This is a genomic window from uncultured Lactobacillus sp. (assembly GCF_902491705.1).
Lineage (GTDB): Bacteria > Bacillota > Bacilli > Lactobacillales > Lactobacillaceae > Lactobacillus.
The window spans coordinates 1-14,316 of sequence record NZ_CABUIW010000022.1; the positions used below are offsets into that span (position 1 = coordinate 1).

Sequence of the window (14,316 nt, forward strand, 5' to 3'; positions counted from 1 at the left end):
TAGGTAAATCAAACCAGTTTTCTTTTGCAATACCTCGTGGTTTATCAAGTCTAAGTTTACCATTAACAATCTTAGCTCGATCAGTTTTAAAACCTTGTCTTGGAGCTTTCTTTGACTTAAATCTGGGCATTCCCCAATCAGGTTGAGCTTTATCAAAGAAGTTCTTCCAAGCATTAGCCAAATCTTTAACGGCTAATTGGAGACAGCGAGCAGATAATTCGTATTGCCAATCCTCTTTATTAGCAACTAATTCATCACGAACTCTGCGTTCATTAGGGCTTAAATTATCTTGATCATTCAAAGTATGAGCTTCATACATTGCTTGCCAAGTTTCTAAGCCTTTATTCCAGCAGTATCTGCGATAGTCACACAAAGCATCAAGATGCTTTTGCATGGTTTTATTTACTTTTAGCTTAACTACCTGTGTTTTAATCATCTGTCCACCTCCTATGCAAACACAAGTTTAGCAAACAGACGTTTAAACACAAGCGAACAAAATATTAAATTTTCAATATAGAACTATTCTCCATGTTTATCTTTCTAAATAGTTCTAATTTCTACATTTTTCTATACTTATCTACATTTTGGCTAACAGTTAACTTCCTCCCTTTTCATTAACAAATATTGTATCAAATTTAGCGTAAGTATGCTGTATAGAAAAAGTAGCCGGCTTGCACAAATGCCAAAGTCGCAATAAAAATTCTAACTGGCTTTTCAGGAACACGTCTTAAAATGGCAGGCCCAATATAGCCACCAATAAACATACCGATTGCTAACGGAATAGCTTGAAGCCAATAGATGCGTGAAGTAAACATGAAAATTATCAAGGCAACTAAGTTAGCGAAACCACAGACTACGTTTTTAATTGCGCTGATTACAACAAATTTTTCATTGGTAATATAGGTTAAAAGAACCAATACAATAACCCCGCCGGCTGCACCAAAGTATCCAGTATATATCCCCATAATTAAAAGTGCAGCTAGGTAGATTATTCTAAGCCATGTTGGCTGCTTTTGCGTATTTAACACTTTATGTTTGCCAGATACTAGAATCATAACTCCAGAAAAAGCGATAAAGATTGGCACTACTTTTTCAAAAACGCTAGATGGAAATGAAAGAAGCAACATGCATCCCACAATAGAACCAAGAACAGTAAAGATGGTATAAAACCACGTTTCTTTCCAGTGTCCCTTCAATTCCTTAGTTGATGAAACGGTTGATCCAATACTTGTCCAAATTAATGCCGCATCATTAGTTACGTTGGCATAAACAGGAGGAATTCCTACTGCTAGCAGTACTGGATATGAAGCAAGCGAAGCCATCGATGCGATTGATGATAATAATCCACCAGCAACCCCACCTAATAATAAGAAAATAATTGTCCAGATTGTCATTCTTAGTTCCTTTCTAAAAATTGTCTAGTCCATTATAATTCTTATAGAGATTAACGCAAAAAGAAGGTACTATATGTCAACATTTGATACATTGATATTCATCCCCGAAGGTAGTCTTTTAAATGAAAAACTAGCTGAAAAGACTGCCCTGCGCCAAACTTTAAAACATTTTGGCATCGATTGGGGACCAGCAGAACGACTAAAATACACCAGCTTGCAAAAACAATTTAAAACTTTATCAAACGATGAACAAATTGATCTATCTTTGAACACTTTTTTGGATAAAGATATTAGTGAAACTCGTCCAGTTTTTAATGACCTAATGAAAGAGCAAACTAGATTGGTCAAAGGTACACCTGACTTTCTAGATCAAATTAGTTCTCTACGCTTGATTTTACTTGCTAAAGAAACGAGAGCACAAATTGAGCCACGTCTTGCTCCATCAGAACTGCTTAGTTCATTCGACCACGTTTATTTTGCGGATGATTTTAAAGAAAAGTTACCTAATAAAAACATCTTTTTCAAAATTCTTAAAGATCATCCCGAAATTGATCCCGACACTGTTTTAGTAATTGGAACTAACCTTGATGAAGAGATCCAAGGCGCAGAAAATGCCAATTTAAAGTCTTTGTGGCTTGCACCTAAAAAGGATAAGACTCCTATTTCACCACATCCTACTTTGCATTTAAGTAAATTAACAGACCTCTCATTTTATTTAGACATAAATTAACTAGTATAATTAATGTAATAAAGAAAGGATGATTCTAATGACAAAAGTTGCTGTAGTTTTTGCAGATGGCTGTGAAGAAGTTGAAGGTTTAAGCGTTGTTGATGTTTTGCGTCGCCTTAACGTTGAATGCGATATGGTTGGTTTAACTAGTACAAAGGTTGACGGTGATCACCATATTGAAATTACTTGCGATAAAGTTGTTGACGATAGTTTGCTTGATTACGACTTGGTTGCATTCCCTGGTGGTATGACTGGTTCAGCTAACTTGCGTGATAACGAAAAGTTGCGCGACTTAATGGTTAAGCGCCACGAAGAAGGCAAGTGGGATGCTGCAATGTGTGCTGCTCCTCGTGCTTTGGCTCGCTACGGTGTTTTAGATGATGCTGACTTCACTTGCTACCCTGGCATTGAAGAAGAATGCTTGAAAGATCAACCAAATGCTCACTTCTCAGAAAAGATCACTGTTACTGATAACAAGCATAAGATTGTAACTAGCCGTGGTCCTGCTACTGCTTGGGCATTTGCTTATGCAATCGCAGAAGCACTTGGTGTTGACACTAAGGCATTAAAGAAAGGCATGCTTTACGACTACTTAGCTGATAACATCAAAGACAGTTTGTAAAATTAATTGCATTTGAAAAGACATCCCTGGTTGAGGGATGCCTTTTTTGCTTGATTATTTTTCTAAAGCTGCAATGGCAATTGTCTCGATTTCTGCAGACATTGTTGGATTCATTCGTTGTTCAGGATCCAAATTAATGCTGTCATAGAGCGCCTTATACACAATATTTGCTCGAATTAGATCAACATTTTTAACAAGCTCGCGAGTAGTCTCAGCTTGTTTGTGATAATGCTTAATCAATTCTTCTGCGCCGGCTTTACCAGCTAATTTAAACTTAACGCCATCCATTTCGGAATCATTTTTAAAATTATCTAAATCAGCCGCTAATTCAGCATCTGTTTCTTTGGCAGAAAAATCAGCGAAAATTGCATTAGCCATATCTTTTACTTCACGTGGATCTGTCGCATCCATGTTTTCATACTTGCCAATTTCTTGTTTTAATTTTTGATAGACTTCTGCCTTACTTTGAATCATTTTTAACTCCAATACTTTTGTGATTAAACAAATAAATTATACCTAAGTAGATTATACAAAAAATCAATAAACTAACTATCCACATCGGAAAGATACTTGTCATTGTGAGTGCAAAACCGCTTTTGGCGTTCAGCGTTAGCTTTACGCCAAACAATGTAGAAATGAGTGGTACTTGTTTTTGTGTCCATAGAGCAAAGAGAAAATATGCTACTAAACAAATTATCCAAATACAGATTGGCTTGATTAGTGATTTCAAAAAAGACTTAACCTTCATTGCTATCGTCCTTTCACTTAAATATTACAAATACGCAAAAACCGTAATCAAAAAATTTAATATGCTGTGACTCAAAATCGGCATTTTTATATCATCGGTCTTCTGATATACGTACCCAAATATTATTCCATCAAGTACTTTATCCAAGAAAAAGATGTCTAAGTCGGCATTATGAAAGATAGCAAAAATTATTGCTGTCAATAAAATTGAAATCCATGGGTTCAGTCTTTTAAATATGCCTTTTTGTATGCCACCTTGAAAACACAGTTCTTCCACAATTGGACCTACGACAACGACACCAAGAATTAACAAAATTGCTAATTTACTTCTTAAAGTTGCCGTCATTATATCAAAGCCATTGGATTTAACTATCCTGCTAATTATGTAGGCGAAGATGAATGAGATAATCCCTCCGGCGATAGCAAGGAGCATGCCTTTCATATTTACCTTTTTATTAAAAGCAATTTTATTTCCAGCTAATTTGCAAAAATACCACTCTACGATAAATGCAATGATTGCAAACAGAATAAATAGCAAAATATTGCGAGATAAATTTACGCTACGCATTGCTTCATTAAATTCGGCTTGGCTATTCACTGAAAAAACTGGCGTTTCTTCCAGTGTAGGCAATTGGCATATTGCCATACTGAAAAGAGCACAGATGACAAGGCCCAGATATTTAAATACAGTTTTGACGATTTTCATGGTACTTACTCTTGTCTTATTTAACTTTATTCTTTTTTAGCTGCAGTTTTTCTTAATTTAAACCATTTATATTGCATGAAAAGTACATCAATTACACCTGAAATGAATCCAAATAGCAATACTCTTCGTACCCATTGCCATGGAATTTCGTTACGAAAGATTATTCCAAGTAAAAAAATAAAGCAGACAATATAACCAGCAGATAAGTTTGTCTTCAACTTTTTGTATTTTTCACCACTCATATTTTTCTCCAATTATAAATTTCTATCCTTTTCAATAAACCACTGACGAGCAAAATCAATCAGCGGACGAATATTAATTACTTTAATAATGCCATGTCCTAATTTAACTTGCGACCATTCATTAGGATATTTCTCTTCAAAAGCTGCACCTAAATCATTGAAGTCATCATAGCTATCAAGATCTACATTTTTATAAATAGTCCAAATAGTTTTACCATTTTCATCTCGACCAGTAGCTGCATCATAGTCATTAATCTTTCGATTGATTGTCGATTCTGCTAAATGCAGTACGGTACAAGTTTCATAATCTGTTCCTAAAAAGATAGTCTTACCATTATTTTGATACAAATAATCTAGCGGACTTTTTGCTCCATATGGCAAATCCATCGGCTGAGTAGCAGCTAGTTCTTTAGCTTTTTTGCCCCAAATTGCTAATGGAAGATATGGATGATTGCTACGATATACACCTGGACACGTTCTAAAATATTCCGGCGTTTTACCAATTCCTACAGTTACTGAAGTTTGAGGATTATATGGCGGCATATTATCTCTAACTTTTTGAATTAAATCTTTTCTAACCGGTGGATACATCCAAATAGCCGGATCGCAATTTTCTGATACTTGCGACGGCATAATTAAAGTTCCTTCACTCAGCACTTCTTCAAGTGCATCAACAATAGTTTCTGAAGCTCCTGGCACATAATAGAACTTGCTCAAAGCAGTATGAACGATGCATTTGTCGTTGGACTTGATGCCTAAAGTATATAAAGCATCCTTGAAATCATTCTTAGTAGTTACATTTTCAATTAAATTTTCAGACATTATCTTTTTCCTTTTCTATTTAACAAGAATTATTGACTCGGTCTGAAAAATACTACTCTCGTTTTAATTTCCATATTGTTGATTTTGTTTTTCTTGTTACTCATTGTTTGCCTTTCATTACAAAACTTAAAGATACGCTAAAAGCGTGATCATCAAATTCATTATACTATGACACACGATCGGCATTTTTATGTCATCAGTTTTCTGATATATGTATCCCAATATTATTCCAGCTATCACTTTTTCTAAGAAGAAAATATTCACATCAGAATTATGACAAATAGCAAAAATTATCGATGTCAAAATAATGGCAACCCATGGATTCAGCTTCTTAAATAAGCCCTTTTGAATAGCACCTTGGAAATATAATTCTTCTAAAATTGGACCAACAATATTTACCCCAAGAAGTAATATGATTGCCAATCTGCTTCTTAAAGTTGCAGCCATTATGTCAAATTGAGAAGAATGAGCCATTAAATTAATCACCCAAGCGATAAAAAATGAAACTATTCCTCCACTTATAGCAAGGACTAAATTTTTTAAAGTCACTTTTTTATTAAATATTATTTTGTTCCCTGCTAATTTGCAAAAATACCACTCCCAAGTGAATGCAATAATTGCAAAAAGCACAAATAATAAAGCATTATGAGACAAATTTACATCGCGCATTACTTCATTAAATTCTGCTTGATTGTTCACTGAATAAGCTGGTATTTCCTCTAACGTAGGTAATTGAAACATTACAAAGCCAAGAAAAGCACATACAATAAGCCCCAGCCATTTAAATGTGCATTTGATAATATTTTTCATCACAGCCACTCTTCTACAAAAAGTAAAGCTATTACCTAATTCAATGAAGATGGACAATAATTAGAATAATTTATAAACTTTTGTCCATCTTTAATTGACCAATCATGAATTCCCGCATCTCCAGTAATAAATTTCACATTTGATCCTACAGGTAATTCTAAAAATGCTTGATACAAGCGCATAATCATTCCGCCGTGACTAACAATCACTATTGTTGAGTTAGATGCATTTTCACTAATAATCCTTGAAAGGACAAATTCGGCTCTCATTCTAAATTCAAGTTCACTTTCTTGGTGATAATGTGATTCATGCAAAGCTGTGGGAACATTGGGATATTTTTCATATGCTTCTTGAAATGGTAATCCTGCTCTCAAACCATTATCAAACTCCTGCAGCTTATCTTCTGGAATAACTTTTAAATTTACTTTCTTTGCTATATGATTAGCAGTTTGCATTGCACGTTTTAGAGTACTTGAATATATTTTATCTACTCTATAATTTTCAAAAATATATTCAGCTGTTTTTTCTGCTTGTTGATGGCCTTTTTCGGTTAATGCAAAATTTGCCCTACCTTCACAAACTTTTAAAATATCCGCTTCACTTTGGCCATGTCTGATTACTAGTAGTCTCATTTTCCCCTCCTAGATTATTCTTTTTATTTTCTAGTTAATCATATTTTCGATTTAAAAAATACTATTTATAGCACAAAAAAAGCATCCCCGATTGGAGATGCCCTTTTATATATTCAAATAAGATCCTTTTTACAAAGTTGCCCACTTCTTATGGAAATGATTAAACAAGTTCTTCTTTTCACTCAAGAGCAAAAGTATTTCTTGTTTATCAAAAACGTCTACACCATTGCCATTTAACAAATTAATAATATTTAGTAGATTATCATATTTTATCTCTCTTAAATCAAGATCGATTACTTCATTATTTTTCAAATTTAATACAAGAGATAAACGATCAGGATTGAAATCAAAAGGACTTATTCTTACATTCTTTTTATAAATAAGTTGAGCTTGCTCTATCTCATTGAAAGAGATTTTTCTTGGCTCCATTTTAGTCAAATTGATTAATTGACTAAATTTCTTTAAATCATTGTTACTGTAAGAAAAAATTTTTATTTCTTTATCATTTATCAACCAATATGAATTAAAGCAAACAGGCAAAGTAACAATAAGTCCAAGTACTAAAACAATAGCCAAAACCCACCAAGGCTGGTAACCAAAACCAGTAAAAAGCAAAGCTACTAATACAACAATTACTATACTTAGAAATATTGATAAAACACTTGGCTTTTTACCAATCATTTCCATATCATTTAATGACGAATCAGATGCAACCTTTGCAGGATATAATTGATGATTTTTAATTAAATCCTGTCTATTTAATTCTACGTTTTTCATTTTATTTCGCCTCGCAATGCAATTAATGAAATCGTTTTCTTTGCGTATATTATACCCCCCAACACAAAAAAGCATCCCCGATTGGAGATGCTTTTTGTATATAAACGTAAAATCCAAAGATTAACGCTTTGAGAAAAAATTACTCCAAAAAATGATACTTAAATATTTTTTAATACTTTTTAAACCCTATTAAAATGCTATTTCTTAAATTTAAATTCTAAGAAAAAGTAAGAATATGGAATAAAAAGTACTAAAAATTATAAAATCGTGACCAACTGTGACCAAAACTGATAGTTTTATCTGCTATTAACTTTTCAAAACACTTTCTTATTAGTTAAAAAATAAGAGAGTGCTTTTTTAATAATTTAAATTTGAATATTATTCTTACTCCTCAATTTAATCCCTATTTTTAAGCATAAAAACTTTGTGTTCATTCTCATCATCTTTAATATATTTAAACCCTGTACGTTTAGCCACATTTTGACTAGCTAAATTATCTTGTGCAGTTCGTAAAATCAAATATTTTAATTTCAATTGATTAAATGCATATTCAATCAAAAATTCCACACACTTAGTCATGATTCCCAAATGCTGAAAATCACTTGATAGCCAATAACCAACTTCACCAGATTTTTCATTTAATTTATGCAAATCAATCATCCCGGATGGTTTTTCATCAACCAAAATAATTAAGTTAAACGCTGTTCCATCAACCATCTTTTGTTGGAACATTTTTATAGAATTTGCCTCTTTTTCGACTGAATCGATATTATTAGCCCACTTCAAGTACTTAGAAAATTGTTTAATATTCTTCTGTAATTGATTAAACAAGTCTTCTGCTTGCCAAGTTTCAGGCAAAATTAATTTTACAAAATGATTTTTTATTTCAAAGTCATACAAAGTAAATGATTGCATTATTCCCTCCACAATTCAGATTTTTATTGTAAGTTAATTATTTCATTGATTTTAGGTGCTAATAGATTTTCTTCTAAAGTCATGTCAACTGGCTTATAAGCATAATCAATATAATTCTCAGATTCTTCTACAGGTAAACCGCCTTCACCTTGAATTGAATACCAATAAAAATAGGTATATCCATCAATATTTTCTTCTTTAAAGACGCTTTCAACAAACATTTTTTCATTTTTCATTGTTGCTACAGTATCTTCATGATGAGAATTCAAAAAATCCATCCATTCTTAAGCTTTTTTCTCTTTGCCCTTTTTAATTCTAAAGCGCGTTAATTCAATCTTAGTCATATTATCTTTACCTTTCTTAGTTAAATTATTATTTTAATTATATTCTTATTAAATTCATTTGAAAAGATTATCCTGGAAAAATAGGGATTAAAAAGTATCACTAGATATTTTCAAATCATCTATTTATTTTAACTTTACAATCGAACAGAATCATGATATAAATTTAATGAAAGTTGAAAAGGGCAAAATTTCAATTTTCGTTTTATTCAAAGGTAATTTTTAATTATATTAAATATTATTTTATAGTTCTGATTATTAAATATTAATTTTTATAGTATTGTTTTTTATAATAATTGTTAATCAAAATTGGTTAACAAAAAGGTAATTTTTGATTAGACAATGTATTAAATACATTGAAGAGGTATATTGTTGATTTTTGATAGCTAGTAGTTTGCCCCTGTTAGCTATACATGTTTACATGGTAATCAACTATTTTAAAATTGAATAAATTTTTTAAAAGGAATTAGTTTTGTTATTAATACAACTAATTCCTTTTTTTCGTATAAAAATGTCGATCTATTATTGATGAGGTTCCTCCTCATATATTTCTTAGAAAGCGTATAAACGTTATGAACACATTAAACGGTGAAGCTGCCATGAACAATGGTATTCAATCTATGATTAACAATTGTCAAGTTGCATTAATCAAGACCACTTTAAACGAAAATGGTAACAGCACAGCTCAGGGGATTATTATTCAAGACAACAACCAATATGCTCCAAAACGTAATGGTCAAAAAGTTATTAATCCTAATGCAGGTGTCAACCTTACTGTACACATTACTGGTGACGTACCTGTAATTAACCAATTCATTTTAGGTATCAGATTTCAAAATTTACGTGTAACTTCAGTGTATGCAACCAGTCAACTTAATAGCACATTTGCAAATGTTCATTATGTGTTAGAAGCTGATGGCATCATTTTCCCAAAACAAGAAGGTGAAAGATAGATGTTTGGAAGAAAATATAGAAAACCTACTGACATAAAAATTTACCCTGTTTGGGTTGCACTTTTAATTATTGGAGCAAGTCTAATGATTGGTGGTATTTTAATTAGCTTTATTGGTAGCGTAACTAGCACGACTATGATTAAAGATTCTTGCCTACGCATGGGGTATGAGCTAATTAGATTAAGCCTAATTCCATTCTTAATTGTCCTTATTTACTGGGCAATTAAAACTGTGAAAGAACCTAAGAAGAAAAAAATACTTGCCAATAAGTATCTAAATGCTTGGCTATTTGGAAATCATCTTTATACAGATAGTGATGAAGATTCACAACATATCTACTATCCTGCCTGTGATTACATTAACAACAAATTTTACATTCAAATCCTTCCTGGCTTACAAGTAAAACTAGATCGTGCTTCTAAAGAGGTTGAAAATTACTTCAATTCACTTGGTTACCAAAAATTAGTCATTGGACATTATGTAAAAAATGGCTGGATGGTTTACTGCTTGATTGATGATTTTTCTAAGCAACAACTAAGAGGTATTGATTTAATATCCTCAACTTCAGATTACATTATTAAACTAACCAAAAATATAAAGCTCAATATAGCCAAGAATCCTAATATTTTGATTACTGGTCCAAGAAATTCAGGAAAAAGCTGGTTAGTTTTTTGCTTAATTATACAAATGGCATGTAAGGGATGTCAGTTGTTTTTAATAGATCCTAAAAATAGTGATTTATCTAAACTCTCTAGATTAATGCCCCAAAACCGTGTTGCTACTTCTAAACAAGAAATTTTTAGTCTATTAGAACATTTTGTTGAACTAATGAAGCGTAGAAGAAATTGGTTTAATAATCATGCCAATTTTGGAGTTACCGCCGAGCAATTGGGGATGTACCCTCTAATATTAGTATTCGAAGAATACGGGGCTTTTTCTGCACAATTATCAAATATTGAAAAAAAGAAATTAGATGCGTTACTTGCACAGATAAGTCTTTTAGGTCGCCAATATTTATGCATGTGTGTATATGTTATGCAACAAGTTAGAGCTTCTACTGGTTCACAATTTCCTTCTAGTTTAAAGGAGCAAACAGGTACAATCATTTCTATGGGAGAACTTTCTGAACAAAGCGAAAAATATACTTTTGGACAAGAATATGATATCCCTCAACTTCGGTTATATCAGGGAGAAGGTTTTATTTGGTATGAAAATAACCCAAATGGGGACGTTATTGAACCTTTTATTGCTCCAGATTTATCAAATCTTAATGTTTGGCGCATTTTTCAAAATTGCTTAAAAAGTCAAACTAATGATCCGTCTAAATTATTTGAATGTCACAATGTACCAGCTAGTCAGTACCCTGACTAAGCTGGTTGGGACGACACCTGTGTCGTCCCATTAACTTGATTAACATGTCACATTAGAAGTTATGAAGACTGATCAAGCAATCAATAATAATAAAGTAGTTAAGTCTTACAGATATGGTTCAACCTTAGAAATAACTAATTCTGTCGGGAATAAAAAACAAAAAACGAGGGTGATTACTAAACACAGATACATTAATTTGGCTACTGGTGAAATTAAGAACATGAAAAGAAAAGCTAAGAACCGAGCAGATAACTATAATTCTGTCAAACGTACAATGCGTAAATTAAGACGTTTAATAGCTAACAACTTTAAAGGTGGAAAAAATGAACTTTGGGTCACTTTGACTTTTAGGAATAATGTTATTGATACCAAAGAAGCTTATACTCAATTCAAAATTTTTATGCAAAGGTTACGCAAAGATTATAAAAATATCGAATATATCTGTGTTATCGAGCCCCAACTCAGAGGAGCTTGGCATTTTCATGTACTAATAAAAGATTCAACTGGTAAAAAGTTAACAATACCAAATCAAATTTTAGCCCAAAAGTATTGGAAACAAGGTTTTGTGAACGTTAAAAGACTTAAAGAATCTGATAATGTTGCCAATTATGTTATGGCTTACGTTAGTAATGTTAAACTCCCAAATTCAGAAAATGAAGATCCGAAAAATTCTAAAATCAAGAAAGGCCTTCGATTACACATGTATCCTAATGGTTTAAGAATTTATAGAACTTCACGAGGCATTAAAAAGCCCACGGAGAAAACTGCTCCCAAGAATCAAATTCTAAAGTTCAATCACATTCAAAAGAATCTAAAACCAAATACTATTGTTGAACAATATCATGTTATAAAAGGCGTCCAAAAAGTTTTTAAAACTGAATACTATAATGATTTATCTAACCAAGGAAGTAAATAATCATGACTAAATTACTTACGAGAAAAGAAGCTTGTGAGTACATTGGCGTATCAGAAAAGAGCTTTGATAAAGCATTTAGACAAAACCCTGAATTTAAGCGATTCTATTTAAGTTCTACAACGGAACGATACACCAAAGATAGTATTGATAATTTTATCAATTCACACTTACAAGGCTTTTCCAAAATATAAAAATTGATTAAGGCTGATGGTCCTGTTAAATTATATTTAGCAGATTTGACTATCAGCCTTTTTTGAAAGGATGATACAAATGGCTTCTATTATCAAACGCGGTAAATCATATCGTGCTATTGTTTCTATTACTGAACATGGAAAGCGTAATTTCTTAACCAAGACATTTAAAACAGAAAACGAAGCGAAGGTTTGGGGAACAACTCTTGAACTTCAAAAAGCAAAAGGGCAAAATATTGCCCAACAAAACACATTGTTTAAAGACTTTTACTACTTATATGTCTACACGGTAAAAATAAACGATGTTAGAAAAGCTACTTTTAACAATTATGAAAAAGCGGGTCAAGTAATTGATAAGTTATTTCCTACTGTTAAATTAGGTAAACTTGATGATGTTCAAATGCAAAGCATTTTGGATGAATATGGGAAAACACATTCTAAGAAGACTGTATCAGAATTATTAAAGAAAATTCGTACATCTTTAAGATATGCCTATGCTAAAGGATATATCTATAATGACTTTGCAAGTTTGTTGAAAGCTCATGGTCGTGAACTTCCTAAACGTAATAAGGCTTTAACATTATCTGATTTAGCAACATTAAAGCATTACTTAATTAACCACACTGATGACGAATTTAATTTAATGATTCTGCTAGAAATAAATACTGGTCTAAGACGTGGTGAAATCCTTGGACTTAAACCAGAAGATATTCATTTCGATGGTAAGTATTACTGTGTGGAAGTTAAAAGATCAATTAGCCCCACCACTAATGATACTCATTTAAAAACTAAGCATTCTAGAAGAAGTGTTACTATCCCTAAAGATCTTTATATTTTATTAAAACAAATACCAAGTAGAGAATCTGGTTATCTCTTTGATTGGTATAACTTCAAAGAATCCGAAAAACTTAAAGCTTTACTCAAAAAAATAGGCATCCCTACAACTACATTTCATGGTTTAAGAGATACCCACGCTTCTTTTTTATTTAGCAATAATATGCCTATTTCCTACGTTAGCCGTAGATTAGGCCATGATTCTATTATTACAACTGAAAAATATTATCTTGAATTAATGCCAGAAAAAAAGCACTCGCAAGATGCGAATGCTTTAAATCTATTGGACTCCCTATAACATTGTGACCATAGGTGACCAATTGATGTCGTATAAACGTTGATATAATAACGTTCTTGAACGCAAATATTAACGCTTTGAGAATTGAGAAGCTTTACGGGCTTTCTTCAAACCTGGCTTCTTTCTTTCCTTCATTCTTGGGTCACGGGTTAAGAAACCTGCCTTCTTAAGTGGACCACGGAAGTCTGGGTCAACTTCAAGAAGAGCACGTGCAATACCGAGACGGATAGCTCCAGCTTGGCCTGAGAAGCCACCACCGTTAACATTAACATGAACGTCGTATTGACCGTCAGTTTCAGTTAATGTTAAAGGTTGCTTTAAATCTTTAACCAAGTTAGGGAATGGAATGTATTCATTAACTTCTTTGCCGTTAACAGTAATTGTACCGTTACCTGGTACTAAACGTACACGAGCAACTGAATCCTTACGGCGACCTGTACCTGTGTATGCAGCTTGTTGTGCCATTATTTAACCTCCTACTAGATTAACTTGTTAATATCTAACTTTTCAGGCTTTTGTGCTTCATGCTTGTGATCTTCACCAGCATAAACGTGCATCTTCATGAATTCTTGGTGACCAAGAGTGTTCTTTGGAAGCATGCCCTTAACTGAGATTTCAACCATCTTAACTGGGTTATTAGCAAGTAATTCACCATATGAGATTGACTTCAAGCCACCGCGCCATTCTGAGTGGTGGTAGTAAAACTTGTCAGAAGCCTTTTTACCAGTCAACTTAATCTTTGATGCGTTAATAACGATAACGTTATCACCGGTATCAACATTAGGTGTGTATTGAGGCTTGTTCTTACCTCTCAAAATAGTGGCTACAGCTGCAGAAAGACGACCAAGAGATACGTCAGTTGCATCAATAATGTACCACTTACGTTCGATTTCACTAGATTTTGCTAATGGTGTAGTACGCAATTTAAATTCCTCCGTTTATTTGCAGTTTGAAAACAATAAGTTTCCGGGGCCTATCGTGGACAAACATACTATACTAGAGTACGTCCTTTTTT

Annotated in this window: 18 protein-coding genes and 2 pseudogenes; 7 read left to right on the top strand and 13 right to left on the bottom strand. The window is 32.7% G+C overall.

Annotation, left to right across the window (positions count from 1 at the left end; translation table 11 throughout):
* Window positions 1-436 (bottom strand): annotated as a pseudogene (locus RDN22_RS05560) (RNA-guided endonuclease TnpB family protein); the annotation flags it as partial.
* Window positions 437-635: 199 nt separating this feature from the next.
* A complete protein-coding gene (locus tag RDN22_RS05565) occupies window positions 636-1,394 on the bottom strand; it encodes a sulfite exporter TauE/SafE family protein (RefSeq protein WP_308556705.1) in 759 nt (252 codons plus the stop codon).
* A 73-nt stretch (window positions 1,395-1,467) separates the two neighbouring features.
* Here RDN22_RS05565 and RDN22_RS05570 point away from each other — a divergent pair, with 73 nt between their 5' ends.
* Together RDN22_RS05570 and RDN22_RS05575 are read left to right on the top strand one after the other, a co-directional pair.
* Window positions 1,468-2,124 (top strand): HAD hydrolase-like protein, encoded by a 657-nt coding sequence (locus tag RDN22_RS05570; RefSeq protein ID WP_308556706.1) that lies wholly within the window; start codon window positions 1,468-1,470, stop codon window positions 2,122-2,124.
* A gap of 37 nt (window positions 2,125-2,161) precedes the next feature.
* Window positions 2,162-2,746, top strand: a complete 585-nt coding sequence (locus RDN22_RS05575; RefSeq protein WP_308556707.1) for a DJ-1 family glyoxalase III — start codon at window positions 2,162-2,164, stop codon at window positions 2,744-2,746.
* Window positions 2,747-2,800: 54 nt separating this feature from the next.
* On the opposite strand, the gene RDN22_RS05580 is transcribed toward RDN22_RS05575, so the two are convergent.
* The 9 genes and pseudogenes from RDN22_RS05580 to RDN22_RS05620 all read right to left on the bottom strand — a co-directional run bounded on the left by RDN22_RS05580 (window position 2,801) and on the right by RDN22_RS05620 (window position 8,741).
* Window positions 2,801-3,220, bottom strand: coding sequence for a hypothetical protein (locus RDN22_RS05580; protein WP_308556708.1), 420 nt, complete (start codon window positions 3,218-3,220; stop codon window positions 2,801-2,803).
* 298 nt (window positions 3,221-3,518) lie between these two features.
* A complete protein-coding gene (locus tag RDN22_RS05585; protein WP_308556709.1) occupies window positions 3,519-4,199 on the bottom strand; it encodes a type II CAAX prenyl endopeptidase Rce1 family protein in 681 nt (226 codons plus the stop codon).
* 26 nt (window positions 4,200-4,225) lie between these two features.
* Window positions 4,226-4,441 (bottom strand): hypothetical protein, encoded by a 216-nt coding sequence (locus tag RDN22_RS05590; protein ID WP_308556710.1) that lies wholly within the window; start codon window positions 4,439-4,441, stop codon window positions 4,226-4,228.
* A gap of 12 nt (window positions 4,442-4,453) precedes the next feature.
* On the bottom strand, window positions 4,454-5,263 hold the full coding sequence (locus RDN22_RS05595; protein WP_308556711.1) for an AAC(3) family N-acetyltransferase: 810 nt from the start codon (window positions 5,261-5,263) through the stop codon (window positions 4,454-4,456).
* Window positions 5,264-5,389: 126 nt separating this feature from the next.
* On the bottom strand, window positions 5,390-6,073 hold the full coding sequence (locus tag RDN22_RS05600; protein WP_308556712.1) for a CPBP family intramembrane glutamic endopeptidase: 684 nt from the start codon (window positions 6,071-6,073) through the stop codon (window positions 5,390-5,392).
* Between the two features lie 35 nt (window positions 6,074-6,108).
* Window positions 6,109-6,705, bottom strand: coding sequence for a histidine phosphatase family protein (locus RDN22_RS05605; protein ID WP_308556713.1), 597 nt, complete (start codon window positions 6,703-6,705; stop codon window positions 6,109-6,111).
* Between the two features lie 129 nt (window positions 6,706-6,834).
* The gene (locus RDN22_RS05610) at window positions 6,835-7,482 is read right to left on the bottom strand and encodes an XRE family transcriptional regulator (RefSeq protein WP_308556714.1); all 648 of its coding nucleotides are present in this window, start codon (window positions 7,480-7,482) and stop codon (window positions 6,835-6,837) included.
* Between the two features lie 396 nt (window positions 7,483-7,878).
* Window positions 7,879-8,397: a GNAT family N-acetyltransferase gene (locus RDN22_RS05615; RefSeq protein ID WP_308556715.1), complete on the bottom strand. Its 519-nt coding sequence runs from the start codon at window positions 8,395-8,397 to the stop codon at window positions 7,879-7,881.
* A 23-nt stretch (window positions 8,398-8,420) separates the two neighbouring features.
* Window positions 8,421-8,741: pseudogene (locus RDN22_RS05620) on the bottom strand (DUF6176 family protein).
* Window positions 8,742-9,310: 569 nt separating this feature from the next.
* Between RDN22_RS05620 and RDN22_RS05625 the strand changes: the two are divergent.
* The 5 genes from RDN22_RS05625 to RDN22_RS05645 all read left to right on the top strand — a co-directional run bounded on the left by RDN22_RS05625 (window position 9,311) and on the right by RDN22_RS05645 (window position 13,301).
* On the top strand, window positions 9,311-9,691 hold the full coding sequence (locus tag RDN22_RS05625) for a hypothetical protein (protein WP_308556716.1): 381 nt from the start codon (window positions 9,311-9,313) through the stop codon (window positions 9,689-9,691).
* The gene (locus RDN22_RS05630) at window positions 9,692-11,062 is read left to right on the top strand and encodes an FtsK/SpoIIIE domain-containing protein (RefSeq protein WP_308556717.1); all 1,371 of its coding nucleotides are present in this window, start codon (window positions 9,692-9,694) and stop codon (window positions 11,060-11,062) included.
* A 61-nt stretch (window positions 11,063-11,123) separates the two neighbouring features.
* On the top strand, window positions 11,124-11,978 hold the full coding sequence (locus RDN22_RS05635; protein WP_308556718.1) for a replicative protein: 855 nt from the start codon (window positions 11,124-11,126) through the stop codon (window positions 11,976-11,978).
* Between the two features lie 2 nt (window positions 11,979-11,980).
* Window positions 11,981-12,169: a hypothetical protein gene (locus tag RDN22_RS05640; RefSeq protein ID WP_308556719.1), complete on the top strand. Its 189-nt coding sequence runs from the start codon at window positions 11,981-11,983 to the stop codon at window positions 12,167-12,169.
* 79 nt (window positions 12,170-12,248) lie between these two features.
* Window positions 12,249-13,301 (top strand): site-specific integrase, encoded by a 1,053-nt coding sequence (locus tag RDN22_RS05645; RefSeq protein WP_308556720.1) that lies wholly within the window; start codon window positions 12,249-12,251, stop codon window positions 13,299-13,301.
* Window positions 13,302-13,370: 69 nt separating this feature from the next.
* Here the strand turns inward: RDN22_RS05645 and rpsI are convergent, their stop codons facing one another.
* Complete coding sequence (gene rpsI, locus RDN22_RS05650; protein WP_308556721.1) at window positions 13,371-13,766, bottom strand: 30S ribosomal protein S9; 396 nt, start codon at window positions 13,764-13,766, stop codon at window positions 13,371-13,373.
* Window positions 13,767-13,780: 14 nt separating this feature from the next.
* A complete protein-coding gene (gene rplM / locus RDN22_RS05655) occupies window positions 13,781-14,224 on the bottom strand; it encodes a 50S ribosomal protein L13 (protein WP_308556722.1) in 444 nt (147 codons plus the stop codon).
* Window positions 14,225-14,316: the final 92 nt, after the last annotated feature.